Annotated in this window: 20 protein-coding genes; 13 read left to right on the top strand and 7 right to left on the bottom strand. The window is 71.8% G+C overall.

What is annotated here, in order from left to right:
* Positions 1-33: 33 nt before the first annotated feature.
* Positions 34-2295 (bottom strand): molybdopterin oxidoreductase family protein, encoded by a 2262-nt coding sequence (locus ACH4SP_RS31790; RefSeq protein WP_398419964.1) that lies wholly within the window; start codon positions 2293-2295, stop codon positions 34-36.
* A gap of 242 nt (positions 2296-2537) precedes the next feature.
* Positions 2538-3137 (bottom strand): TetR family transcriptional regulator, encoded by a 600-nt coding sequence (locus ACH4SP_RS31785; protein ID WP_398420296.1) that lies wholly within the window; start codon positions 3135-3137, stop codon positions 2538-2540.
* A 246-nt stretch (positions 3138-3383) separates the two neighbouring features.
* Here ACH4SP_RS31785 and hmgA point away from each other — a divergent pair, with 246 nt between their 5' ends.
* The 3 genes from hmgA to ACH4SP_RS31770 are packed head-to-tail and all read left to right on the top strand — an operon-like array spanning position 3384 to position 6747.
* Complete coding sequence (gene hmgA, locus ACH4SP_RS31780) at positions 3384-4721, top strand: homogentisate 1,2-dioxygenase (protein WP_398419962.1); 1338 nt, start codon at positions 3384-3386, stop codon at positions 4719-4721.
* 28 nt (positions 4722-4749) lie between these two features.
* Entirely contained in the window at positions 4750-5499 is a 750-nt protein-coding gene (locus tag ACH4SP_RS31775; RefSeq protein WP_398419960.1) for a GntR family transcriptional regulator, read from the top strand.
* A gap of 21 nt (positions 5500-5520) precedes the next feature.
* Positions 5521-6747, top strand: a complete 1227-nt coding sequence (locus tag ACH4SP_RS31770) for a type ISP restriction/modification enzyme (RefSeq protein WP_398419958.1) — start codon at positions 5521-5523, stop codon at positions 6745-6747.
* Positions 6748-6895: 148 nt separating this feature from the next.
* Here the strand turns inward: ACH4SP_RS31770 and ACH4SP_RS31765 are convergent, their stop codons facing one another.
* Positions 6896-7174: a hypothetical protein gene (locus ACH4SP_RS31765; RefSeq protein WP_398419956.1), complete on the bottom strand. Its 279-nt coding sequence runs from the start codon at positions 7172-7174 to the stop codon at positions 6896-6898.
* Positions 7175-7390: 216 nt separating this feature from the next.
* On the opposite strand from ACH4SP_RS31765, the gene ACH4SP_RS31760 reads away from it, so the two are divergent.
* The gene (locus tag ACH4SP_RS31760) at positions 7391-9139 is read left to right on the top strand and encodes a serine/threonine-protein kinase (RefSeq protein ID WP_398419955.1); all 1749 of its coding nucleotides are present in this window, start codon (positions 7391-7393) and stop codon (positions 9137-9139) included.
* Here the strand turns inward: ACH4SP_RS31760 and ACH4SP_RS31755 are convergent.
* Positions 9128-9937: an SGNH/GDSL hydrolase family protein gene (locus ACH4SP_RS31755; RefSeq protein ID WP_398419952.1), complete on the bottom strand. Its 810-nt coding sequence runs from the start codon at positions 9935-9937 to the stop codon at positions 9128-9130. The two genes, ACH4SP_RS31760 and ACH4SP_RS31755, sit on opposite strands and share 12 nt — an antisense overlap.
* 194 nt (positions 9938-10131) lie before the next feature.
* On the opposite strand from ACH4SP_RS31755, the gene ACH4SP_RS31750 reads away from it, so the two are divergent.
* The 6 genes from ACH4SP_RS31750 to ACH4SP_RS31725 all read left to right on the top strand — a co-directional run bounded on the left by ACH4SP_RS31750 (position 10132) and on the right by ACH4SP_RS31725 (position 18767).
* Positions 10132-10536: a hypothetical protein gene (locus ACH4SP_RS31750; RefSeq protein ID WP_398419950.1), complete on the top strand. Its 405-nt coding sequence runs from the start codon at positions 10132-10134 to the stop codon at positions 10534-10536.
* A 1-nt stretch (position 10537) separates the two neighbouring features.
* The gene (locus ACH4SP_RS31745; RefSeq protein ID WP_398419948.1) at positions 10538-11683 is read left to right on the top strand and encodes a GNAT family N-acetyltransferase; all 1146 of its coding nucleotides are present in this window, start codon (positions 10538-10540) and stop codon (positions 11681-11683) included.
* 371 nt (positions 11684-12054) lie between these two features.
* Positions 12055-12927 carry a glycosyltransferase family 2 protein gene (locus ACH4SP_RS31740; RefSeq protein WP_398419946.1) on the top strand — a complete coding sequence of 291 codons (873 nt, stop codon included), beginning with the start codon at positions 12055-12057 and terminating at the stop codon, positions 12925-12927.
* A complete protein-coding gene (locus ACH4SP_RS31735) occupies positions 12924-13970 on the top strand; it encodes a glycosyltransferase family 2 protein (protein ID WP_398419944.1) in 1047 nt (348 codons plus the stop codon). Before ACH4SP_RS31740 ends, ACH4SP_RS31735 begins: the two co-directional genes overlap by 4 nt.
* Positions 13967-14806, top strand: coding sequence for a polysaccharide deacetylase family protein (locus ACH4SP_RS31730; protein ID WP_398419943.1), 840 nt, complete (start codon positions 13967-13969; stop codon positions 14804-14806). Before ACH4SP_RS31735 ends, ACH4SP_RS31730 begins: the two co-directional genes overlap by 4 nt.
* Positions 14799-18767, top strand: a complete 3969-nt coding sequence (locus tag ACH4SP_RS31725) for a polysaccharide biosynthesis C-terminal domain-containing protein (RefSeq protein WP_398419941.1) — start codon at positions 14799-14801, stop codon at positions 18765-18767. Before ACH4SP_RS31730 ends, ACH4SP_RS31725 begins: the two co-directional genes overlap by 8 nt.
* A gap of 53 nt (positions 18768-18820) precedes the next feature.
* Here the strand turns inward: ACH4SP_RS31725 and ACH4SP_RS31720 are convergent, their stop codons facing one another.
* Positions 18821-20254, bottom strand: a complete 1434-nt coding sequence (locus tag ACH4SP_RS31720; protein WP_398420294.1) for a xylan 1,4-beta-xylosidase — start codon at positions 20252-20254, stop codon at positions 18821-18823.
* Between the two features lie 147 nt (positions 20255-20401).
* Between ACH4SP_RS31720 and ACH4SP_RS31715 the strand changes: the two genes are divergently transcribed.
* Complete coding sequence (locus ACH4SP_RS31715; protein ID WP_398419939.1) at positions 20402-21622, top strand: DUF5925 domain-containing protein; 1221 nt, start codon at positions 20402-20404, stop codon at positions 21620-21622.
* 190 nt (positions 21623-21812) lie between these two features.
* Here ACH4SP_RS31715 and ACH4SP_RS31710 read toward each other — a convergent pair whose 3' ends face one another.
* Positions 21813-22187 carry a GntR family transcriptional regulator gene (locus ACH4SP_RS31710; RefSeq protein ID WP_398419938.1) on the bottom strand — a complete coding sequence of 125 codons (375 nt, stop codon included), beginning with the start codon at positions 22185-22187 and terminating at the stop codon, positions 21813-21815.
* A 96-nt stretch (positions 22188-22283) separates the two neighbouring features.
* Here ACH4SP_RS31710 and ACH4SP_RS31705 point away from each other — a divergent pair, with 96 nt between their 5' ends.
* Positions 22284-23216, top strand: coding sequence for a GNAT family N-acetyltransferase (locus ACH4SP_RS31705; protein WP_398419937.1), 933 nt, complete (start codon positions 22284-22286; stop codon positions 23214-23216).
* Complete coding sequence (locus tag ACH4SP_RS31700; protein WP_398419935.1) at positions 23197-23769, top strand: DUF402 domain-containing protein; 573 nt, start codon at positions 23197-23199, stop codon at positions 23767-23769. Before ACH4SP_RS31705 ends, ACH4SP_RS31700 begins: the two co-directional genes overlap by 20 nt.
* Here ACH4SP_RS31700 and ACH4SP_RS31695 read toward each other — a convergent pair.
* The gene (locus ACH4SP_RS31695; RefSeq protein ID WP_398419934.1) at positions 23759-24334 is read right to left on the bottom strand and encodes a hypothetical protein; all 576 of its coding nucleotides are present in this window, start codon (positions 24332-24334) and stop codon (positions 23759-23761) included. The two genes, ACH4SP_RS31700 and ACH4SP_RS31695, sit on opposite strands and share 11 nt — an antisense overlap.
* Positions 24335-24340: the final 6 nt, after the last annotated feature.

Raw genomic sequence — 24340 nt, 5'->3', positions numbered from 1 at the left:
CCTACGAGCCCTACGAGCCCCAAACTAGCGGCGTTAGTTTTTCGGCGCCAGGGGTCGCCCGGCCGCCAGAGCGTGAATGCTCACCTCGAACCCGTTCAGTACCGACGTCCCCGACAGCGGGTCCAGCAGGGATCCGTCCAGCAGTTGGTTGACGTTGGTACCCGGACGGGAGGCCGCCACCGACATGCGGGTTCCCGGGCGGTCGTGGCCCCAGCCGTGCGGGAGGCTCACCACTCCGGTGCGTACCGTGTCCGTGATCTCCGCCGGGGCCTCGATCTCGCCGCCCGTGCCCCGGATCCGTACCGTCGCGCCGTCCACCACGCCCAGGCGCTCCGCGTCCCGCGGGTGGAGCTGGAGGGTGCAGCGGTTGGAGCCGCGGTTCAGCGCGGGCACGTTGTGCATCCAGCTGTTGTTGGAGCGCAGATGCCGGCGGCCCACCAGGACCAGCGTGTCCTCCTCGCGCCGCCTGTCCAGGGCTCGGCGCAGCCGGGGGAGGTCGGCGGCGATCGGGGCGGGGAGCAGTTCGACCCGTCCGCTGCGGGTCTTGAGGACCTGGCCGAGGCGGGGTTTCAGCGGGCCGAGGTCGATGCCGTGCGGGGCTGCGGCGACCTTGGCCAGGGTCAGGCCCTCGTAGGGGCCGAGGCGCAGCATCAGGTCGAGGCGGCGTTCCGGGCCGGTGGAGCCCGTGAGTTCCGCCTTGAGCTGCGCCGCCCGGTCCGCCGGGAGGCCCGTCTTCGCGAGCGTACGGTCGATGACCAGGTCGTCGACCGCCGTCGGGTCGGCGCCGTGCAGGCCGCCGACGGCGAGGATCAGCCGGGCGTGGATCTCGCACTCGTCCATCGACCGGGAGCCGGGTGGTGCCGGGACCGCCGCGGGTGTGTAGCGGACCTGGTCGTGGACCGCGAAGCCGTTGAGCGCGAAGTCGAAGTGGGCGCTGCGGGACGGCGGTGGCGGCGGAAGGATCACGTCCGCGTGGCGGGACGTCTCGTTGAGGTACGGGTCCACGGCCACCATGAAGTCGAGGCCGTCCGCGAGCGCCCGGTCGAGGCGGTCCCCGTCGGGGGCCGAGAGCACCGGGTTGGCCGCGATGGTGATCAGGGCGCGGATCCGCGCGTCGCCCGGTGTGGCGATCTCCTCGGCGAGTGCGGCGAGCGGCAGTTCGCCCTTGGCCTCGGGGTGTCCGCCCACCCGGCTCCGCCACCTGCCGAGGTCGAATCCCCTGCCGGGGGCGGGAGTCCTGGGCTTCGGGGCGGTCGCGGAGAGGGGGAAGAGGGCGCCGCCCGGACGGTCCAGATTCCCGGTGAGCACGTTGAGCACGTCGACGAGCCAGTTGGCCAGCGTCCCGAACTCGACCGTCGAGCTGCCCACCCGCCCGTAGACGGCCGCCGTGGGTGCGTCGGCCAGCTCGCGCGCCACCTGCCGAATCTCCTCGGCGGGTACGTCGCACATCACGGCGACCGCCTCCGGCGTGAACCCGGCGACGGCGGCGGCCACTTCCGGCACGCCTTCCACCTGCTCCGCCAGCTCTCCCAGGTCGACCAGCTTCTCCTCGAAGAGGACGTGGGCGAGGGCGGCGAGCAGTGCGGCGTCCGCGCCGGGGCGGATCGCGAGGTGCCGGTCGGCGAGCTTCGCGGTGCGGGTACGGCGCGGGTCGACGACGGTGAGCGTGCCGCCGCGCGCCTTCAGCGCCTTGAGCCTGCCGGGGAAGTCGGGTGCGGTGCACAGACTCCCGTTGGAATCCAGGGGGTTGGCGCCGAGCAGGAGGAGGTGGTCGGTGCGGTCCAGGTCGGGGACGGGGATGGCGAACGGGTCGCCGAAGAGCAGTCCGCTGGAGACGTGCTTGGGCATCTGGTCGAGCGTGCTGGCGGTGAACAGGCTGCGGGTCTTCAGGGTGGACAGCAGTACGGGCGGGTAGAGGGCGCCCGCCATGGTGTGCACGTTGGGGTTGCCGAGGACGACGCCGACCGCGTTGCCTCCGTACCTCTCGACGAGGGCGGGCACCCGGGCGGCGATCAGGTCGAAGGCCTCGCCCCAACTCGCTTCCCGCAGCTCCCCGTTCGTACGGACGAGGGGGCCGGTCAGCCGGTCGGGGTCGCCGTCCAGCTCGCCGAAGGCGGCGCCCTTGGGGCAGATGAAGCCGCGGCTGAAGACGTCCTCGGCGTCGCCGCGGGCACCGGTGACCCGGGTTCCCTCGATGGTGAGGGTGAGCCCGCAGGTGGCCTCGCAGAGGGGGCAGATGCGGAGGGCGGTACGGGACACGGTGGGCCTCCCTGGCTTCGGCAACGGGGCGAGCATACCGACCGGTTGGGACGGTGGGAATGGGCGGGCAGCGGGCCGGGACACCCCTCCACCACCCGGCCACCACCCGCCCACGCGCTTCCCGCGCGGAGCGCCCCCGCGCCCCGTGATCCCCGCACCCCACCCGTGCGACCCCCGGGACCCCCACGACCCCGGACCCGAGCGAAACTCAGCCGCCGGACTTCAGTCGCCGAGCTTCAGTCGCCAAGCTTCAGGCGCCGGACTTCAGCCGCCGGACTTCAGTCCAGCACCCGCGCCAGATAGGCCCGCAGCAGCTCCCGCGCTTCCTGGACCACCTCGGGATCGCCCGAAGGGTCGCTGCGGAAGGCGAGTTGGAGGACCGCGTCCGCCGCCTCCACCGCGACCAGGAAGGTGCGGCGCAGGGCCGCGTCGGGGGTGCGGCCGATGTGTGCGGAGAGGAGGGTGGTCAGCCGGTCGGCGACCCGGTGGTTGGATTCGTCGGCCGGGCGGCCCAGCGGGATCTGCATGCCGAAGTCGACGAGCGTGAAGCCGGGCACGGTGCGGCGCATCGCCAGGTACTCGTCGAGGACGACGTCGATCGCGCCCCGCCAGTCGGCGCCCGCGAGCGCGGCGACCCCGGCGCCGACCCGCTCCGCGTAGTGGTCGAGGTTGCGCAGGGCGAGGGCGTCGGCCATGGCGCGTTTGTTGCCGAAGAAGCGGTAGACGGACCCGATCGGCACTCCTGCGCGGGCGGCGACCGCACGGGTGCTCAGCTCCTCGTACCCCACCTCGTCGAGGAGGGCGGCGCACGCGTCGAGTATCCGGGTGAGCCGCTCGGCGCTGCGCTGCTGCACGGGGGCCCGGCGCAGGGCTGCCACCGGGGGAACGCCGGGGGGACCGGCATCGGCGGCCGGCGGGGCGTCGGGCTCGTGTCCGTGTCCGTGTCCGTGTCCGTGGGTCACGGGCCCATCATGCCGCCCGTCCGTTTCGGCCTGCCCCTTCCTGCCGCCCACGTGTTTCGGCCTGTCCCTTTGCCCACCGTTGACGTTCCGGGCGCGCAATCCTACTGTCACGCATAGGATTCCTTATACGAGCCCTTATTCACCGGGACCCGGGAGTGGACGATGAGCGGCAACGGCACGGACCGATACGTCGAAGCGGCACGGAAGACCGCGGAGGGCCTGGCGTACTCCTCCGGCTTCGGCAACGCACACAGCTCGGAGGCAGTTCCCGGTGCGCTCCCCGATGGCCGGAACTCGCCGCAGCGCGCCCCGCTTGGCCTGTACGCGGAGCAGCTGAGCGGCAGCGCCTTCACCGAGCCCCGCGCGCACAACCACCGCTCCTGGCTGTACCGGATCCGCCCCTCCGCCGCGCACCCGCCGTTCTCCCGCGTCGACAACGGCGGCATCCGCAGCGCCCCCTTCACCGAGACCGTCCCCGACCCCAACCGGCTGCGCTGGAACCCACTGCCCGACCCCGCCCCCGGCACCGACTTCCTGGCCGGTCTGTGGACGCTCGGCGGCAACGGCGACGCCACCCAGCGCACCGGCATGGCGATCCACCTCTACCACGCCAACTCCCCCATGATCTCCCGGGTGTTCAGCGACTCGGACGGCGAGCTGCTGATCGTCCCCGAGCACGGCGGGCTGCTGCTGCGCACCGAGTTCGGCATGCTGCGCGCCGAGCCCGGCGAGGTCGCCCTGGTCCCGCGCGGCATCCGCTTCCGCGTGGAGCTGCTCGACGCCACCGCCCGGGGTTACGTCTGCGAGAACTACGGCGCACCCTTCCAGCTCCCCGACCTGGGCCCGATCGGCGCCAACGGTCTCGCGAACGCCCGGGACTTCCGTGCCCCGGTCGCCGCGTACGAGGACGTCGAGGGCCCGGTCCAGGTGGTCAACAAGTTCTGCGGCAACCTCTGGTCGGCGATGTACGACCACTCTCCGCTCGACGTCGTCGCCTGGCACGGCAACCACGTCCCGTACGTCTACGACCTGCACCGCTTCAATGTCATCGGGTCGATCTCGTACGACCACCCGGACCCGTCGATCTTCACGGTCCTCACCTCGCCGTCCGACACCCCCGGCCTGGCGGGCGTGGACTTCGTCGTCTTCGCGCCGCGCTGGCTGGTCGGCGAGGACACGTTCCGCCCGCCGTACTTCCACCGGAACGTGATGAGCGAGTACATGGGCCTCATCGAGGGCGCCTACGACGCGAAGGCGGAGGGCTTCGTGCCCGGCGGCGGATCGCTGCACAACATGATGTCGGCGCACGGGCCCGACCGGGAGACCTTCGACCGGGCGAGCGCCGCCGAGCTGAAGCCGCAGAAGATCGACGACGGCCTCGCGTTCATGTTCGAGACGCGCTGGCCGGTGACGGCGACCGAGCAGGCCGCGAACGCCGATCACCTGCAGTCCTCGTACGACGACGTGTGGCAGGGTCTCCAGCGACACTTCCGCCCGTAGCCGCCCGCAGGACCGACGGAGACCCGCCGTGACCGCCTTCGCCCCCGACTCCCTCGTCCTGAACCGGAAGCTCCCTCTCTGGTACCAGGTCTCCCAGTCGCTGCGCGCCTCGATACTGGGCCGCGCCCCCGACGCCTCGCTGCGGCTGCCCACCGAGGAGCAGCTCGCCGCGCACTACGGGGTCAGCGTCCTGACCATGCGCCAGGCGCTCAAGGAGCTGGAGTCGGAGGGTCTGATCAGCAGGCACCGGCGGCGCGGCACGTTCATCGAGCCGGGGGCCAGGCGGGGCGCCCCGCGCCGCCTCCTCGGCTCGATCGACGCGATCGTGGCCCAGCAGTCGGGCGAGCCGACCACGCTGCTCGGCCACGGCCCGGTCCGGGTGCCGGGCGAGCTGGCCGAGTACTTCCCGGACGTGACCGAGGTGATGACGTACCGGCGGCTGCGGCACGACGCGGAGAGCGGCGAGCCCACCAACTGGGCGGAGAACGCGGTACGCCCGGAGATCGCCGACTGTCTCAAGGCCGACGACCTGGAGCGCTGGCCGATGACGAAGGTGCTGCGCGACGTCGTCGGCGTGCGCATCAGCCGCATCACCGACACCATCGAGGCCCGCCTCGCCGACCCGGAGACGGCCGGCCTGCTGAACGTCCCGCTGCTGTCGCCGATCCTGCACTACACGGGCGTGACGTACGACGCGGACGGCCGGGTCGTGGACGTGGCACGGATCCGCTACCGGGGCGACCGGTTCTCCTTCACGGTGACGGTCGAGGCGAACTGACCCCGGGCTCCACCGCCTACGATGCGGGACGTGAGCGATGTTGCAGAAACGCCGCAGCCTCTACTTCCTCTGCTGCTCGACGAGCTGGTGCCGTGGTCCGTGGCGCCGCTGCGCCTGGGGCGCGGGTGGGTGACAGGACCCGATCCCGCTTCCCTGCGGGCCCGTTGGGACGCGGTGGTACGGTCCGCCGCGGCGGACCGCGAGGCACTCTTCGGCCCGACCCGCCACCGGACGCCCGCCACCTCGGTCGCCGCGCTGCCCGGCCAGCGGACCGCCACCACCCGGTTCGCTGCCGAGTCGGGGCGCTGCCCGCAGCCGGTGCGCGTCCTGCACGGCCCGTTCGACGAGCAGTGGCTGATCCCCGACCACCGGCTGATCGACGCGGCCCGCCCCGAGCTGTGGCGGGTGCTCGACTCCACCCACCAGGTGTTCGCCGTCGAGCAGGGGTACGTGCCCGGGGCGCCGGGCCCCGCCCTGCTCGCCACCGCGCTGCTGCCCGACGGCCGCTCCCCCGCGGGCAGACCGGGCCGCATCCGTCCCCTGTACCGCAGGCCGGGCGGCCTTGAGCCCAATCTGACGCCGGGCCTGACCCGCTTCCTGAGCGGCCGGTACGGCTGCCGGGTCGCTCCTCAGGACGTGCTCGCCTGGGCCCTGGCGGCCGCCCGGCCGTCGGCGCGGGGCGCGGTGGTACCGCTGCCCCGGGACGCCGCGGTGTGGTCGGTCGGAGTGGAGCGGGGCCACCGGCTGCGCACACTCCAGCTGCGGGGCGCGCACGGCGCCGAGCGCCCGCGCCTGCCGGGCGGGCGGCGCCCCTACGTGCGGGCGACGCTCCCGCCGCGGCCCGATTCGATTCGCTACGACCGCGAGGAATCGGCCCTGCTGCTCGGCTCCACGGGGCGGATCTCGCCGGTGCCCGAGGCGGCGTGGGATTTCGAGGTGGGCGGGGTGCGGATCCTGGAACGCTGGTTCGACGAGCGGGCCGCCGCCGCACCCGCGGGCACCCTGGAGGCGATCCGGCCCGGGGCGTGGCCGCAGGAGTGGTCGTCGGAGCTGCTTGAACTGGTGACGGTGCTGGCGCTGTACGCGGAACTGGCTGACGGGAAGCCGGAGTTGGACGAGGAGGACCGGATCACCCGGGCGGAGCTCACCGCGGCGGGCGTGCTGCCCGTACCGGCGAAGGCACGGCGGCCGGCGTCGGTCCTCGACCATCACGAGGAGGGGCCGGGAGGCCAGTTCGCGCTTCTCTAGAGCCGCCCCCACCGGAGCCGTCGGGACGAGTCGGCCGTCCCCTGCCCCTGCCCCCGGGCAGCCAAAAGCCGCCCCACTGCCCCGGGAATGACGGATGGATGGGCAGTCGAGCGGCCTCTGCATGTGCGTGCGGGGTCGGCCGCCGCCGTCAGCCTCGGCGGCTGCCGAACAACGACCGGCGCAACCGCCTCAGCGGCGCGAACAGCGAGACGCGCGAGATCCGCGTGCCCCTGCTGGTGTTGCGTGTACGCGGCACCTCACGCGAGGTCAGTTCACGCATCAGCATCGTGGCCTCGGCCGTCTCGCGCTGCGGGACGGCAGGGCCGCCGAGCACCGAGAGATGGCGGTCGAGCCGCGAGCTGGTCGCACTGCTCCCGCATGTGATGGCAGGCACCCGGGGCCTGCTGCGCACCGTTATCTGTTCCATGTCACTCCCCACCCGTACGAGGGCACCCGTCACCGGGCAGGTTAACCCTATCCCCCCGTCGTGACACCCGTGTATCCCACCCACAGGATTCATCGCAGGGGTACCGGTGTTGACAGACCGTAATTGTTCAAGGGGGCGGCAGGAAGGCGGAGTTGAGCTAACTTGGAGTGGTTTCGACCATGATGCCGCTCTGCTGCGGATCGGGGGATCTGTCCTGTGAGTGAAGTGCCGGGCGAAGACCGGGTGGTGGCAGGCCGATACCGCCTTTTGGCCCCCTTGGGGCAGGGCGGGATGGGCGTCGTGTGGCGGGCCCGCGACGAGGTGCTCGGCCGCGAGGTCGCCGTGAAGGAGGTCCGGGCGCCGGCCGGCCTCGGCGGCACCGACCAGACACGGCTGTACGCCCGGCTGGAGCGGGAGGCGTGGGCGGCGGCCCGGATCTCGCACCGGAACGTGGTGACGGTGTACGACGTGGCGACCGAGGACGGCCGCCCGTGGATCGTGATGGAGCTGGTACGGGGGCTGAGCCTGTCCGACGTCCTGGCGGCGGACGGCACGCTCACCCCGCAGCGGGCCGCGCACATCGGCGCCGAGGTCGTCACCGCGCTGCGGGCGGCGCACGCCGCGGGGGTGCTGCACCGGGACGTCAAGCCGGGCAACGTACTGATCGGGAACGACGGCCGGGTGGTCCTCACCGACTTCGGCATCGCCATGGTCGAGGGCACCTCGGCGCTGACGATGACGGGCGAGCTGATCGGCTCGCCGGAGTTCCTGGCGCCCGAACGCGCGATGGGGCGCACCCCGGGCCCCGAGTCGGACCTGTGGTCGCTGGGGGTGCTGCTGTACGCGGCGGTCGAGGGGAGTTCCCCGTTCCGGCTGGACACGCCGCTCTCCACGCTGCGTGCGGTGGTGGACGAGGAACTGCCGCCGCCGACCGGGGCGGGGGCGCTGCGCCCGGTGATCGAGGGGCTGCTGCGCAAGGATCCGGCGGAGCGGATGACGGGCGCGGAGGCGGAGCGGCAGCTGCGGATCGTCGGGGCGGGCGGCACGGCGACCGTCACCGGCGGGGTGCACGGCAGCCCCACCGTCACGGGGCCGACCCCCTACCGGCCCACGCCGACGCCGAGGCCGGCGCCCGCGCCCGTGCCCCTGCCGTCGACGGGGCCGCCCAGTGGCGTGTACGGCCCGCCGACCGGGCAGACGGCGACGACGAGCACCCAGGACCGGCCCCGGCGGAGTGTCGCTGTGCTCGCGCTCGGCATCGCCGTGCTGCTGCTCGCGGTCGCGGGACTGGTGTACGCATTTACCAAGAAGGACGACCCGGGCACCACCGCCGGGCAGACCGGCTCGGGAGGCACGGACAGCAGCACCGGCTCCACGGGCAGCACCGGCACCGGCGGCACCACGACCGAGGGGAACGGCGGCAGCAGTTCCACCGGAAGCAGCGATGCCACCGGCGGCACCAGCACCACCAACGGCAGCACCGGCACCACCGGCGGCAAGACCACCCCGCCCCCGCAGCAGACCGTGCAGGTGTCCGTGCACGCGGTGCGCGACAGCTATACGGGAAAGTGCCCGCCGGCGTCGGGTGCGCTGCCGGCGTTCACGGCGACGATCACCGTGGGGCGCGCTCCGGCCGATGTGGAGTACCAGTGGGCGACCGGGAGCGGGGAGACCAGCGGCGGCGAGTGGCTGAAGGCGACCTTCGCCGAAGGGACGCTCGCGCAGCAGGTGCAGCACACGGAGGGGACGTACAAGAAGGACGAGACCTGGACCGACACGATCCGGGTGAAGGTACGGAGCCCGAAGTCGGCCGAGTCGAACTCCGTGTCCTTCACGGTGACCTGCGAGAAGGAGACCCCGACCACCACCGAAGGGCAGAACGGGTCGGGCGGGACGACCGCACCGCCGCCGACGACGACCGACGGCGGTGCGACGTACGGAGCGACGTCGGGGCTAGGCGGCTGAGTCCATGACCGGGAGGTATCCGCCGGACTGGCCCGTTGCGGTGGGGTGGTAGGACTCGCCGATGTTGCCCCAGTTGAGGCTGTGCAGCCACGGCGCCGGGGTGCAGATCTCGTGGCCGGAGAAGGCGGAGGCGACCCCGGCGAAGGTGTAGCCGTGGTCGGCGGCGCGCTTGGCGGTGGCGGTGTTGAGGTAGTCGGCCGCACTGTTGATGGCCGTACGGGACTTCTCGCTGAGACCGACCGAGCAGGTCCCTCCGATCTTGTAGAAGCGGGGGTAGCCGAGGACGACGACACGGGCGGACGGTGCCTTGGCTCTGATGCCGTTGTAGACCGAGTCGAGCTGTCCCGGCAGGGTCGAGTCGACGTAGGCGCGGGCCTGGTTGACCCGGTTGATACAGGCCGACTCGCCCTGCAGGACGCAGGTCGTCATGACGTCGGCGAAGCCCGCGTCGTTGCCGCCGACGGTGATGCTGACGAGGTCGGTGGCGGCGCTGAGGGCCGTCAACTGACTGCCGGTGACATCGCCCGTACGGGCACCGCTGCACGCGGCGAAGGCGAAGCTGGTGGGTGCGGACCTGGCCGCCCAGAGGGCCGGGTAGGCCTTGGTGCTGCGCTTGCAGTTGCCGCTGGAACCGTCGTAACTGCCGGCGCCGACTCCGGAGGAGTACGAGTCGCCGAGGGCCACGTAGTCGACGCCCTGTGCCTTCTGGTCCGCACTTGCGGCGCTCGCCCCGGTGAGGGCGAGGGCTCCGGCGAGTACGAACGAGGTTGAGAATGCCGCGAATCGGGACAGTTTCATGGAACCTCCCTTAGCAGGTTTTCCGCCACTCGTTTCGTACCAGCCCCAGTGACCCGCCGGTAGTGTTCATGCCAAGAACATTCGGCTCGGATCTTCTTTACACTTTTTCCGCATCCTTGACGGCGCTCCGCAGCCTGCGCGACATTGAAGCCCGGCATCCGGCGCGTCGGGGGGCAAAGTCGCCAATGCAGACCATGCAGAACATCAGTGACAAGCCGTCGGGCAGCAGCGGACCCGGGCGTGAGTTCCTCCTCCTGGTCGCCGGGGCGGCACTCGCCGTCGCCGCGGCGGGGGCGGTCCTCGCGTTCACCGACATGTCGTCGCCACTGCGGGCGCCGTTCACCGTCGTCTTCATGGTGGTGGCCCCGGGTGCGGCGGTGGCGACGTGGCTGCGCGGCCTGGATCCGCTGGGCCGCACGGTGGCGTCCGTGGCAGCGGCCCTGGCGCTCAACCTGCTCGTCGCACAGGCCATGCTGGCCATGCACCTCTGGTCGGTCAGGGGCGGGATCGCGGCGGTCGCCGGGATCAGCGCCCTCCTCTTCCTGCTCACACTTCTGCGGCGCCGAGGCGGCCGTACGGCGAGAAGGCAGGCATCCTGACGTGGACAACCCTCGCGCAAGCTCGCGCACCACCGGCTCGCGGCTCGACCTCACCGTCTGCCGACCCGGCGAACTCAGCGCCGCCGACCGGGCGTCCTGGACGGCCATGCAGTCCAAGGCGCACCTGCACGGCTCGCCGGAACTGGCGAACCCCTTCCTGTCCCCCGAGTTCGCACTGGCGCTGGGCCGGTGCCGGCGCGGGGTGCGGATCGGGGTCGTACGGGAGGGGGGTGAACCGGCCGCGTTCTTCGCCTACCAGAGATCCACCACCGGCGTGGGCCGGGCACTGGGACTGGGCGTCTCCGACAGCCAGGGCATCGTGCACAGACCCGGCTTCGAGTGGGACGCCCGAGCGCTGCTGCGGGCGTGCGGGCTCGCGGTGTGGGAGTTCGACCATCTCGCCCAGGGGCAGGGCGCGTTCGAGGCCGGTGCGACCGGCAGCTTCGCCTCGCCGGTGATCGACACCCTGGACGGGTACGACGCGTACCTGGCCCATCTGCGGGACCACTCGCCGAAGTTCCTCAAGTCGACGCAGGCCAAGGAGCGCAGGCTCGGCCGCCAGGTCGGCGAGGTGCGGTACGTGCACGACGAGCGCGACCCGGCGGTGCTGCGGGCGCTGATGCGGTGGAAGTCCGCGCAGTACCGCAGGACCGGGCGCAGCGACCGCTTCGCACAGGAGTGGATCACCCGGCTGGTGGAGCAGCTCTTCCACACCCGCACCGACTCCTTCACGGGGCTGCTGTCGGTGCTGTACGCGGACGGCCGGCCGGTCGCGGCGCACTTCGGTCCGCGCTCGGAACGGATCATTTCCAATTGGTTCCCGGCCTACGACCCGGAGTTCGCAAAATATTCGCCGGGTTTGCTGATGCAGCTCAAGATCGCGGAATCGGCGGCCTCGGAGGGGATCGCCTACATCGATCTGGGGCGCGGCCAGAAAGAGTACAAGGATTCCCTCAAGACCAGGGAGATCATGGTCTCCGAGGGATGGGTGATGCGCCGTCACCCTGTGGCATTCGGCCACCGTGCGCACCGTGCTCCGGTGCGGGCACTCCGGAATACGGTCGTGGAACGGCCTGAACTGTTCGAACCCGCCGACCGGCTGCTCAAACGGATCGGGGAAATCCGATCAGGACGCTTCCGGATGTGACCGTCGAAGTACGGCCAAAGTCACAAAAAAGCGAGGCTACGTTCCAGGTCTTGCCATAGGGTCCCAATCATCAATACCGTCGTACATCCACCCGCAAAGGTCCATCGAGCAAAGCGGCTCTAGGGGAGGGCTCAAGCGTCGCGATGAAGGCCGGAGCGGGAGCGCGGTAGGGGGGTGCCGTGCTCGGCGAGAGAAGGTTCTCTGCCGGGGCACGTGCCGCGCAGAGCAATAGCCAGCTCACCCAACAGGTACGGCCGAACCAGTACGGAGTGCGATTCCGTCATGGCCGGGGTGAAACCCCCCTTTCGAACCGGAAACTCATCCGGACCGCCCGGGGGCGGGCGGTCCACCGGTGGAGAGGGAAAAGACTCATGAGCTCATTTCTCCGACCCGCGGTACCCGGCCAAGATCCGCTCGGCGAGCCGTCCACGAATGGCAGCAGCCGAAGTAGCGCGATCAAGAAAAGCCTGAAGTACCGGCCCATCTCTTCTCATCTCGCGATCACTCCGCCCGTGAGCGTCGTGATCCCCGCCATGAACGAGGCGGAAAACCTTCCGTACGTCTTCAAGACACTGCCGGAATGGATACACGAAGTCGTTCTCGTCGACGGGAATTCCACCGACAACACGGTGCAGGTGGCCCGTGAGCTGTGGCCGGACGTGAAGGTCGTCCGGCAGACCGGAAAGGGCAAGGGCGACGCGCTGATCACGGGATTCGCCGCGTGCACGGGCGACATCATCGTGATGGTCGACGCGGACGGCTCGGCCGACGGCCACGAGATCGTCAGCTACGTCTCCGCGCTGGTCTCCGGCGCCGACTTCGCGAAGGGCTCGCGCTTCGCGAACGGCGGCGGCACGGACGACATGACGCCGGTCCGCAAGCTCGGCAACTGGGTGCTGTGCTCGGTCGTCAACGCCAAGTTCGGCGCCCGCTACACCGACCTCTGCTACGGCTACAACGCCTTCTGGCGGCACTGCCTCGACCAGATCGACCTCGACTGCACCGGCTTCGAGGTGGAGACCCTGATGAACATCCGGGTCGTCAAGGCGGGCCTGCGCGTCCAGGAGATACCCAGCCACGAGTTCGAGCGCATCCACGGCACGAGCAACCTCAGCGCGGTGCGCGACGGGCTGCGGGTGCTGCGGGTGATCCTCAAGGAGCACGGCAAGCGGCACGGCAGGCGCCACGCGGCACTGCCCGTCGTCGCGCCCCGCCGGATCATCGGCCGGGGAGAGGCGTCTTGAGAGCACAGCCCACCGAGGAGTTCTCCGTGGTGATCTGCGTGTACACCGAGGAGCGCTGGGAGGACATCCTCGCGGCGGTCTCCTCGGTGCACGCGCAGTCGCGGCCGGCGGCGGAGACGCTGCTGGTCGTGGACCACAATCCGGCGCTCAGGGAGCGGCTGGAGAAGGAGTTCAAGGACGCCGACGACACGCGGCCGGTGCGGGTGCTCGCCAACGCGGGCCCCCGCGGGCTGTCCGCCGGCCGCAACACCGGCATCGCCGCGGCCCGCGGCTCGCTCGTCGCCTTCCTCGACGACGACGCCGTCGCCGAGCGGGACTGGCTGCACCACTTCGCCGCCGGTTACGCCGATCCGCGCGTCATGGCGGTCGGCGGCCGGACCATGCCCGCGTGGGCGTCCGGCGGGCGGCCCGACTGGTTCCCGGAGGAGTTCGACTGGGTCGTCGGCTGTACGTACAAGGGCATCCCGCCGGGCAAGGTGCGGGTCCGCAACGTGCTGGGCGGCAACGCCTCGTTCCGCAGGTCCGCCTTCGACGCGGCGGGCGGCTTCGCCACCGGCATCGGCCGGGACGGCGACAAGCGGCCGCTGGGCTGCGAGGAGACCGAGCTGTGCATCCGGCTCGGCAGGGCGCTGCCGGACGCGGTGCTCCTGATCGACGACCGGGCGGTCATCCACCACAAGGTCCCCGCGGTCCGGGAAAGGTTCGGCTATTTCCGCACCCGGGCGTACGCGGAGGGCTTGTCGAAAGCGCTCGTGGCACGGAGCGTGGGTGCGGGCAAGGGACTTGAGTCCGAACGCCGGTACACGACCCGGGTGCTGCCCGGGGGCGTCGGGCGCGGGCTGCGGGACGCGGTTCTCGGCCGCCGGGGCGGGGCGGGCAGGGCGGGGGCCATCGTGACCGGAGTGGCCGCGGCGGCGGGCGGGTACGTACTCGGGAGCGTACGGGCCCGCAGGGGAGGCGGGAGCTTCACGCCTCCCCCGATCGCACCACTGACGCACGGCGCGGGCGGGGAGAGCGAGGGACGCGAGGGGGCGCACGCATGAGAAGCACCGCTGTGAGCACGGGGACCGCTGTTCCGATCCTGATGTACCACGCCGTCGGACACCGGCCCGCCGAGGCGGCGTACGGGCTGTCCGTGTCACCGGAGTCCTTCGCCGAGCAGCTGGCCCTGCTCGAAGCGAACGGCTTCACCCCCGTCACCACCGGGGAGTTGGGGGACTCCTGGCGGTCCGGGCGCACCGTCCTGCCGCCGAAGCCGGTCCTGATCACCTTCGACGACGGGTACGAGGGCGTGCACCGGCACGCGCTGCCCGCCCTCGTCAAGCACGGCTTCCGGTCCAGCCTGTTCGTCTCGACGGGCTGGCTGCGCGGCCGGTACGAGGGTCCGGGCGCGCTGGACACCATGCTCGACTGGGACCAGGTCCGCGAACTCGCCGCCGCGGGAGCGGAGATCGGCGGGCACAGCCACAGCCATCCGCAGCTGGACCAGCTCGACGACGACGGGCTGCGGTACGAGGTGCTGCGCTGCCGGGAGCTGGTCGCCGACGAGCTCGGGAGCGCTCCCGTCTCGTTCGCGTACCCGTACGGCTACTCCAGCCGGCGGGTCCGCGCGGCGGTCAGGGACGCCGGGTTCGGGCAGGCCCTCGCGGTGAACAACGCCCTGGCCACGCGCGCCCAGGGCCCGTACGCCCTGCGCAGGGTGACCGTCCAGCGCAGCACGGACATCGGGCGGTTCGAGCGGCTGGTGGAGAACCGGGCGACCTTCCGCGACTTCGCCAGGGAGCGGGCGCTCACCCGGGGATACGCGGTGGTGCGCAGGTCCCGGTCCGCCGTCCGCCTCGTGCGGCAGTCCCGAGAGGCAGCCGCCAGCCGTGTCTGACACGACCACCGCCCAGGCCGAGAGCGACACCGGGGGGAACAGGAAGGTGCCCGGGGCGGGCCCGCCGGCCCCGCCGGCCCGCAGACTGCGGCTGCCGGTCCCCGGGAAGGGCGGCGGCAGTCCGCTCTTCCGCAACGCCTACGCGCTGATGCTCAACACGGGTGTCAGCGCCCTTCTCGGCCTGAGCTTCTGGCTGGTCGCGGCGCGGTACTACACGCCCGCCGCGGTCGGTCAGGGGTCGGCGGCGATCGCCGCGATGAAGCTGCTCGCCGGGCTGGCCGCGCTGACCCTGACCGGGGCCCTGGCGCGGTTCATCCCGGTGTCCGGCCGCCGCACCGGGCGGCTGGTGTTCCGCACGTACGCGGGAAGCTCCCTGTTCGTCGCGGTGGCGGCCGGGATCTTCCTGCTCACGCTCGACTTCTGGGGACCTTCGTACCGGTTCCTGCACGGGCCGCTGAACGGTCTCGGCTTCGTCCTCGCGGTGATCATGTGGTCGCTGCTGACGCTCCAGGACGGGGTGCTGACGGGGCTGCGCAGCGCGCTGTGGGTGCCGGTGGGCAACACCGTGTTCTCGGCGGTGAAGCTGGTCCTGCTGGTGCTGATCGCCACGTCGATCCCGACCGCGGGCGTCTTCGTGTCGTGGGTGGCGGCGATCGCGGTGTCGGTGGTTCCGCTGGGCTTCCTGGTGTTCCGGAAGCTGGTGCCCCGGCATGTGAAAGCGACCGAGGGGCTGGCCGAGCCGCCGACGACGCGTCAGATGGGGCGGTTCCTGGCCGGTGACTACACCGGTTCGCTGTTCTCACTGGCCGTGGTCTATCTGGTGCCGGTGATCGTCGCCTCGCAGGTCAGCTCGGCGGACAACGCGTACTTCTACATCACCACCACCATCGGTGGCACCGTCAATCTGCTCGCCATCAACATGGGTGCGTCACTGACGGTGGAGGGTGCGCACGACCCCGCCTCGCTGGCCCGCAACTGCCGTGCGTCGCTGAAGAAGATGGCGAAGCTGATGGTGCCGGTGGCGGCCGTCCTCTTCTTCGGGGCGCCGTACATCCTGCACGTCTTCGGCGCCGGATATGCGGAGGCGGCGACTGGGCTGCTGCGCTGGTTCGCGGTCGGCGCGCTGCTGCGGGTGGTCATAGAGGTCTACTTCGCGGTACTGCGCGCGCAGAGCCGCACCAGTGGACTCGCCTATCTCCAGGGCGGGTTGTGCGTCCTGGTGCTCGGGCTGACGCTGCTCCTGCTGCCCCGAATGGGACTGACGGGCGCGGGCGTCGCCGAGGTGTCGAGCCTCGCGGTGGTCGCTGCGATCGCCGCTTTCAAGCTGTACGGGGTGGTCAGGTCGGTTCCCGCGGAGAAGGCTCCCGTACGGACGGAGCCCGCGCCCGGGAACGTACCGGACGAGGCGGCGGCGCCGGAAGAAGCAGGGGCCGAGTCCCAGGAGGAGGCCGCCGCGTCCGTTCAGGCGCCCCCCGAGCGCCCGCGCTGGGCGCTGCGGACGGCCCTGGGCGACGCGAGGACGCTGCCGCTGGGCACCCACGTCGACTTCGACCACCAGGAGCGCAGACCGGACGTACGGATCGGCCCGGAGACTCCGGCGGCCGGGCTGTACATCCCCCGGGGCGCCTCCGGAGTCGTACCGGACATGAAGAAGACGGAGGACGGGAAGCCGGAGGGCGCCGAGGAGGCCGGCGAGGAGGGCGAGCACCGGCCGACCTGGGCGCTGCGGCTGCCCGCACCACCACCCGATCGCTTCGCCAAGTCCCATGCACCGCACACCATTTCGGACCCTGCGCGCACCGCGTCGACCTCATCCACCCCGGGCGCCCTGCCGTCCGCCGAGGAGAGCGAGAAACCCGCACCGCCGGTGGGCGAAGCCGCTGACGAGACGGGCGGGGGCACCGCTCCCCCGCCGCACCGCGCCTTCCTGGCGCTCCGCCACCGGCTCCCGGAACTCGCCCTGGGCGCAGTGCTGTTGGCGGCCGTGCTGCTGTACTGGCTCCCGGTGCGGGGCATCCGGGAAGCGGACCTGGAGCAGATCGGCGGGCTCGGTCTTGTCACCGTGCTGCCCCTCGCCACACTGATCGGCGCCGTGCTGCTCGTGGTGTCGTTCGCGTCGATGCTGTGGCTGGAGCGTCCGAGGACCGCGCTGCTCGCCGTGGCGCTGATCGCGACCGTGGTGTCGCTGCACGCCCTGCCCGCCGTCCTTGAGGAGGCGCCGCGCTTCCCGACGGCCTGGCAGCACCTGGGCTTCATGGACTACATCGACCGCACCGGCACCGCCGTGCCCGATCTGGACGCGCGGTGGAGCTGGCCGGGATTCTTCGCGGCGGCGACCTTCGTGGCCGAGGCGTGCGGGATCTCCGACATGTCGGAGGTCATCCGCTGGTGGCCGCTGACCATGCAACTCCTGTACCTGGCACCGCTGTTCCTGCTGATGAAGTCGCTGCGGGCGAGCTGGCGGGCCAAGTGGACGGGCGCCTGGTTCTTCGTGCTGAGCGGCTGGGTCGGCCAGGACTACTTCTCGCCACAGGGCTACACCTACCTCCTCTACCTCGCCTTCGTGGCGATCCTGCTGGTGTGGTTCCGGGAGCCGCGCGTCATCTGGACGAAGCGGCGCCCCGGCGAGGCGGAGGTGCGTCCGGCCGGGCGGCGCGAGAAGGCGACGCTGCTCGTGGTGCTGATCGCCCTGTTCGCGGGGACGGTGCCGGCGCACCAGCTGACCCCGTTCGTGATGGTCGGGGTGCTGGCGCTGCTGGTGATGTCCGGGCGGTCCACGCTGCGCGGACTGCCGATCCTCCTCACCGTGCTGGTCACGGTGTGGATCGGGTTCTTCGCCGAGCCGTACTGGTCGGGGCACTTCGACGAACTCTTCGGCGGCATCGGCGGGTTGGGCGACAACGTGTCCTCGTCGGTGGCCGGCCGCATCGAGGGCGGCAGCTCCACGCACAAGCTGGTGCTGTACGTACGGGTGGCGCTGGCCGGCGGTGTGATGGCGCTGGCCTGCTGGGGCGTCTCCAGACGCCGGTTCGCGGGCTACAGCGAACGCTCGCTGCTCGTCCTCGCGTTCGTGCCGTTCCTGATGCTCGGCATGCAGTCGTACGGCGGCGAGATGGCGCTGCGCGTCTTCATGTTCGCGCTGCCCGGCGCGGCCCTCCTCGCGGGCCTGGCCTTCTTCCCCCGTACCGGCGCCACCCGGGCCGAGCGGGACGCGGACCGCACCAGCCTCGCCCCGCTCGCCGCCCTGCTGGCCGGGCTCGTCCTGATGGGCGGCTTCCTGGTCGCACGCTGGGGCAACGAGGCGTTCGAACGGGTGCGGGCGGGCGAGGTCGCGGCGATGGAGTACGTGTACGCGCACGACGAGCCGACGGCCCGGCTGCTGTGGATGAGCAACGACATCGTCGACAACGTCACGCCCGCGATGCCGTGGGGCGCCAGGGACATGGAGAAGGTGCAGTACGAACCGACGGCGGCGCCGCGCGACCCGGTGCTGGTGGCCGGTCTCGTCAAGTCGCTGAAGGACGCGGGCCCGAACTCGTACCTGATGATCAACCGCAGCCAGACGGTCTACCTCCAGATGAACTCGGGCTACGCGCCGAGCTGGGAGCGGCGCCTGGTCCAGAACCTGGACGCGCGACCGGAGTTGAAGAAGGTCCTGGCGAACGAGGACGTGACGCTCTACACCAGGGCCGAGCGGCCGGAAGGGCCGGTCGCGAAGGCGGAACCGGGGCCGATCGGGCCGAGGGTGACGTGGACGCCGTGGTCGGTGGTCGGCGCGCTGGCCGCACTGGCGCTGATCGTGCTGCTGGCGGTGCGGGAGGTGGTGCGGGTGGCGCGGCCGGAGAGCGTGCGGAAGCTCCAGTGGATGCAGTCGACGTACTGGTTCTCGCTGCCGCTGCTGGCGGTGCTCCTGGGGGCGCTGGTGGAGCGGCTGGTGTCGCTGTCGGGGGTGGGCACGTAGGGCCGGGCGGGCACGTGGTGGACTGGGCGGGCACGTGGTGGGCCGGGCGGGCGCTACTTGCGGGTGAGCCAGCGCAGCTCGTACGGGCCCATGTCGAAGTCCTGGCCGTCGACCTGGGCCTCGATGGGGCGGTCGAGGGTGTTCACGACGAGGACGGTCTTCTCGCTCGCGAGCACCCGGACGTTGGGGACGTCGTCGGCGGCGACCGGGACCTTGTCGTCGTAGCGGGTGCCGGGCGGGAACTCCTTCGCGAACCGGGAGATCAGCTTCATCATGGTCAACTCTGCGCCGCCGTTGGCGAGTTGGGTGGGCGTCCAGAGACAGCCCGCGCACTTCGCGCCCTCGTTCTGCGGGTTCCAGTAGAAGGCGGTGCCGGTGCCGCCGCGTACCAGAGCGATCATGCCGGCGGCCTGGACGGCGGCGCGGTGCGGTTCGCTCCAGCCGTCGCGCTCGTCCTCGGCGTCGCCGGGTTCGACGTAGTACTCGGCCCACCAGAGCGGCAGCCTGCCGCCGGTCTGCTCCCGTACCCAGCGGCTGACCGCGGTGAGCTTGTCGGTGGCGCCGAAGTCGGACGGCAGCAGTTCGTCGTCCCTGGTGTAGCTGGAACCGTCGACGACGACGAAGTCCGCGCCCGTCTTGTGCTCGTTCCAGTACGTGAAGGCGTCGAGGGAGCGCTGGTCGAGGGAGCCCCAAGGGCCCTTGACGGCGGAGGCGTCCTCGGTGACGCGGGGTTCGAGGCTGTCCATGACGAGGTAGGGGCCGCCGACGAGGATGTCCTTGTTGACGCTCTTCAGCTCGGCACGGACGAGGTTGTAGAGCTTGGTGTAGCCCTCGTAGTCCCAGCGCCTGGCGCTGTCGTCGAAGAAGCCCTTGAACTCGTTCCACACGATGAAGTGCTTGACGTCCGGGTAGCGGCGGGCCACGACCCCGGCGAGTTTGGCGAAGTCGGCGTAGTGCTCGGGGGTGGGCGCGGTCTCCAGGGACTTCTTGGACCAGTTGGTGTTGGCGGCGCCCTGCTTCCCGCCCTTCATCCAGTCGGGGGCGCAGCACAGGGTGACGACGGGGGTGCCGCCCGACCTGCGGATCAGGTCGATGCGGCTGTCCATCTCGGCGAACTGGTAGCGGCCCGGGGAGGGTTCGGGGTTGTTGGAGCCCCAGCCCATCAGGTGCTGGATCTGCGGCAGCCGCTGGGCGGCGAGGAGCTTCTCGGCCCTGGAGCGGGCGGCGGCGTCGCCCGCGTCCGCGCTGAACTGGGTGTGCGTGAAGCCCCAGCCGAGGTTCGGGTCCGGCTTCCCGGGAGCCGGTGGCGGCGGGGTGCCGTGCACCTTGGCGCCGTCCGTGGAGGTGCCCGCGCTGTCGCCTCTGCCGTCGCCGCCCGGCCAGGCGGTGCACATGGTCAGTACGAGCGCGAGTGCGGCCATGCCCACGCCGATCAGCGCGGTGAACCGCCACCGCCGCGCCCCCGAGTCCCACCCATGACGTCCCATCATTTTTCAGGGTAGCGGCGGTAGTTGGGATTCCGGTGGGCTTGTCGGGATCCGGCCGGGACGGGGTGGGTCCGGGAGGGGGCGCGCAGAGGCTCTCGGCGGGCCCGCAGGACAAAGTCCGTGCGCGGGGCGGCCGGGTGCCGGATCATGTGCGGCATGTCTGCGAACCGCGAGTCCGCGAGTGCTGTGCCGGTGGGCCCGGTACGTCCGGAACCGGCGGGCCCCGTACGTCCGGAACCGGCGGGCCCGGTAAGCCCGGAACCGGCGGGCCCCGTGCGCCCGGAGTCTGCTCTTCCGCTTCGTCTGAACGTCGACGACTCCGACTCTCCGGCGGACGTGGTCGACGCGCTGTTCCTGGGCCGGTTCGCGACGGGCGAGCAGCCGTACTCGCACAGTTCGTCCATCGACCGGGTGCGCTCCGGCGCCGAACTGCTGCCGCCCGGCGCGACGGTGCTGCGCGCGGCCAGGGACGACGACCGCAGTGCGCTGCTCGCCGAGGGCGACGGCTGGACGCTGCTGGTGTCGCGCTGGAACCGGGGCGCGGACGTGACCGTGACGGCCACCTCGGCCGAACTGGCCGAGAAGGTACTCGGCGAGGCGACCGACGGCGCGCAGGACGAGCCGGAGCCCCAGCCCGAAGCCGTCACGATGGGCTTCTGGTACGTGTCCCCGCGGCGCGGCCCGCACCGTACGACCCGGCAGATCTCGGCCGGGACGTGGGAGGAGGTCCGCGGCAACTACACCGCTCCGGTGGCCGACGCGATGGACCGGCTGATGAAGGTGACGCCGGACGACGTCGCGGGCCGGCTGCTGCTGTTGCACGGACCGCCGGGGACGGGGAAGACGTCCGCGCTGCGGACGCTGGCGAGGTCGTGGCGGGACTGGTGCCAGGTGGACTGCGTGCTCGATCCGGAGCGGCTGTTCAACGACGTCGGCTACCTGATGGACATCGCGATCGGGGAGGAGGACGGGGCCACCGGCAAGTCCCGGTGGCGGCTGCTGTTGCTGGAGGACTGCGACGAACTGATCCGGGGCGAGGCGAAGCACACGGCGGGCCAGGCGCTCTCCCGGCTGCTGAACCTGACCGACGGTCTGCTCGGGCAGGGCCGGAACGTCCTGGTGGGCGTCACCACGAACGAGGACCTGGAACGGCTGCATCCGGCGGTGGTGCGGCCGGGGCGGTGCCTGGCACGGATCGAGGTGGGGCCGCTCTCCCGGCGGGAGGCGGTGACGTGGCTCGGCACGGACGAGGGGATCGGCCGGGACGGCACGACCTTGGCAGAGCTGTACGCGCTGCGCCGCGGGGTCTCCCCCACGGCCGTGCCGGGGGCTCGGTCGGGGGGTGCGGATGCAGGGCTGTACCTGTGAGCGGGCGGGGCGGGTGGTCTTCGTGCGGGTGCGTCGTGGCTGATCGCGCAGTTCCCCGCGCCCCTAAATGCCTACCCCCAGCCCTCTTGGGCAGCGGGGCCGCCCCCCGGGGGCGGGACGGGTGGGCAAGGGGGCGGCCCCCACCGCGGCACGCCCCTCCCGCGACCGCACGCCCTCGCCACCGCCCCCCTCAGTCCGCGTAAGCGGCCCGTACCGCCTCCTCCGCCACCGCCACCGCCGCCGCCCGACTGAGCCCGAGCCGTCGAGCACGCTCGGCGTACGACCGCGCCGCCGACGCCGCCTCCCTCTCCGCCGCGTCCCCCGCCGCCGCCACGAACGTCCCGTTCCGCCCCCGCGTCTCGACCACCCCGTCCGCCTCCAGCGCCCGGTACGCCTTGGCGACCGTGTTCGCCGCGAGTCCCAGGTCGGCGGCCAGGCCCCGGACCGTCGGCAGTTTGTAGCCCACCGGCAACGCCCCGGAGCGGGCCTGCTCCGAGACCTGTGCGCGGAGTTGCTCGTACGGGGCGGCTGCGTCGTCGAAGTCCACGACAATCTTGAGAGTCACGGAACGGATTGTCCCCCACCGCCGACAGCGAAAGCGGCCCCCTGCGCCGAAAAAGAAGAGGCGCCCGCGCCCTCCCGTTGCGTACCGTCGCCGCTGATGACAGTGATCATTCGTGACTTCCGGCCAGAGACCTCCGACCTCGCCGCCATGGTGCGGTTCCGGCGGACGACCCTCCCCTACAACCTGACCACCGCCGCGAGCGTCGCGGACAACGTGGCATCCGTTCCCGCCGAGGCCCACAGCCGCTTCCTGGTGGCCGAGGACAGCACGACCGGCGAGATCGTCGGCGCGTTGCAGGCCCGGTTGCACCACACGAGCACCGAACCCGGCCACGCCTCCTGCATCCCCGTCGTCCTCCCCGACCGCCGTGGGCAGGGCATCGGTTCCGCGTTGAGGCGGGCGGGCGAGGAGCACCTGGCCGCGCTCGGAGCGACCACCCTGCACGCCTGGACACTGGACGCCCGGTCCGCCGCCTACGCGGAGAAGCTCGGATACGCCCCCGCGCACTCCATGCACTATCAGCGCCTCGACCTCGTGGACCGCGTCCTGCCCCAACCGCCGCCGCTGCCCGAGGGGTTGACGCTGATCAGCGCCGCCCGGCTCGGCGACGATCCGCGTCCGCTGTACGACGCGGACGCAGAGGCCACGGAGGACGAGCCGAACTCCGTGCCCGTGGTCGTGGAACCGTACGAGGAGTGGCTGGTGAGCGTCTGGAACAAGCCTGTGCTTGACCACGGGCTCACCACCCTGGCCGTGACCGACGACGGCACGGTCGCCTCGTTCAGCCTCGCCCACACGGACGGCGAGACCCGCTACCTCTCCGGCATGACCGGCACCCGCCGGGACTTCCGGGGGCTGGGGCTGGCGAAGGCCGCCAAGCACGATTCGCTGGTCCGGGCCCGCGCCGCGGGCTACCGCGAGGCGTTCACCAGCAACGACGACGTCAACGGGCCGATGCTGGCCATCAACAAGTGGTTCGGTTACGAGCACGGCAACACGGAGGTCGAATATGTCCGCACCGTCGACTGAGGCAGATCTGCCGGACGGACCGGGCGGACCGGGCGGACCGGCCGGACCGGGCACGCCGGTGGAGACCGTCCAGATCGCCCTCACCAAGGCCGGCCGTCTCAAGATCCGCTACCCGGCGACCCTGCTCTCCGACGACGGCACGCACCTCACCGTGCGCGCGGACTGGGCGCGGGAGACGGTGAAGGACTTCGGGTTCGTGCAGTTCGCACCGGGCGACGTCTTCGTCGAGCACTACTGGCGGGACCGGTGGTACGCGGTCAAGGAGGTCCGCTCGGGGGACGGCACCCTCAAGGGCTGGTACTGCGACGTGGCCCGCCCCGCCGTCGTGCACACGGACGGCGGGGAGACCACCGTGGAGGTCGAGGACCTGGACCTCGACCTGTGGCGGTCCGCCGACGGGTCGAGCGTGCTGCGCCTGGACGAGGACGAGTTCGCCGAGAGCGGTCTCGCGGACCGCGACCCGCGGGCGGCCGCCGAGGCCGTCCGCACCCTGGACGCGCTCGAACTCGCCGCCCGTACCGGGGAGTTCACCGACCTTCTGGTCAGCCGCTAGCGCCCACGTCGTTGCGGGGTGCTCCGTCGCCGACCGGCGGCAGGTCGCCCCGCTCGACGACCGCCCCGCCCTGCGACCTCGCCTCCGGCAGCACCTCGTCCATCTCTTCCGGGCTCGCGTGGTGGGCCTTCTCCGCGGCCGCCTTGACCGTGGCCCGGTCCGCACCTCCGGAGCCGGTGAGCCGCACCACATGTCCGCTCTCGGCGCGCAGGTAGGCGCTGTCGCCGTTGGCGGAGCTGTACCAGTGGTCGCCGTCCTTGGTGCAACCGGCGCAGCCGTCGGCAGGCAGCGTGCCGCGGTCCACAGAGAGCTGGACCTGCCCGCCGCCGCCCGTCGAGACGTACGTACCGGAGAAGCCGTCGTCCCCGATGACGCCCACCGACTGGGCGGCGAGCGTGAAGCCGGGTATCTCGGTGACGTAGACGTGCTCCAGCGCGGACTCCCCCGCGCGCTTCTTCAGCTCGGCCCGGTCGATGTCCTTGGACGCGCCGAACGTCTCCGTCCCGCACCCGGCCAGCACCAGCGGCAGCAGCACCGCGGCCGCCCTCCGCACTCCATGTCTCATGACACC

Source organism: Streptomyces sp. NPDC021093 (assembly GCF_044333135.1).
GTDB lineage: Bacteria > Actinomycetota > Actinomycetes > Streptomycetales > Streptomycetaceae > Streptomyces.
This window is presented reverse-complemented; position numbering and strand designations above follow the sequence as displayed.

Coding starts and splice junctions, on each gene's coding strand:
- ACH4SP_RS31755 (WP_398419952.1), bottom strand. CDS start 9,937: ATGAAACTGTCCCGATTCGCGGCATTCTCAACCTCGTTCGTACTCGCC.
- ACH4SP_RS31740 (WP_398419946.1), top strand. CDS start 12,055: ATGAGCTCATTTCTCCGACCCGCGGTACCCGGCCAAGATCCGCTCGGC.
- ACH4SP_RS31715 (WP_398419939.1), top strand. CDS start 20,402: ATGTGCGGCATGTCTGCGAACCGCGAGTCCGCGAGTGCTGTGCCGGTG.
- ACH4SP_RS31720 (WP_398420294.1), bottom strand. CDS start 20,254: ATGGGACGTCATGGGTGGGACTCGGGGGCGCGGCGGTGGCGGTTCACC.
- ACH4SP_RS31750 (WP_398419950.1), top strand. CDS start 10,132: ATGCAGAACATCAGTGACAAGCCGTCGGGCAGCAGCGGACCCGGGCGT.
- ACH4SP_RS31705 (WP_398419937.1), top strand. CDS start 22,284: ATGACAGTGATCATTCGTGACTTCCGGCCAGAGACCTCCGACCTCGCC.
- ACH4SP_RS31700 (WP_398419935.1), top strand. CDS start 23,197: ATGTCCGCACCGTCGACTGAGGCAGATCTGCCGGACGGACCGGGCGGA.
- ACH4SP_RS31765 (WP_398419956.1), bottom strand. CDS start 7,174: ATGGAACAGATAACGGTGCGCAGCAGGCCCCGGGTGCCTGCCATCACA.
- ACH4SP_RS31770 (WP_398419958.1), top strand. CDS start 5,521: ATGCGGGACGTGAGCGATGTTGCAGAAACGCCGCAGCCTCTACTTCCT.
- hmgA (WP_398419962.1), top strand. CDS start 3,384: ATGAGCGGCAACGGCACGGACCGATACGTCGAAGCGGCACGGAAGACC.
- ACH4SP_RS31695 (WP_398419934.1), bottom strand. CDS start 24,334: ATGAGACATGGAGTGCGGAGGGCGGCCGCGGTGCTGCTGCCGCTGGTG.
- ACH4SP_RS31790 (WP_398419964.1), bottom strand. CDS start 2,295: ATGCTCGCCCCGTTGCCGAAGCCAGGGAGGCCCACCGTGTCCCGTACC.
- ACH4SP_RS31730 (WP_398419943.1), top strand. CDS start 13,967: ATGAGAAGCACCGCTGTGAGCACGGGGACCGCTGTTCCGATCCTGATG.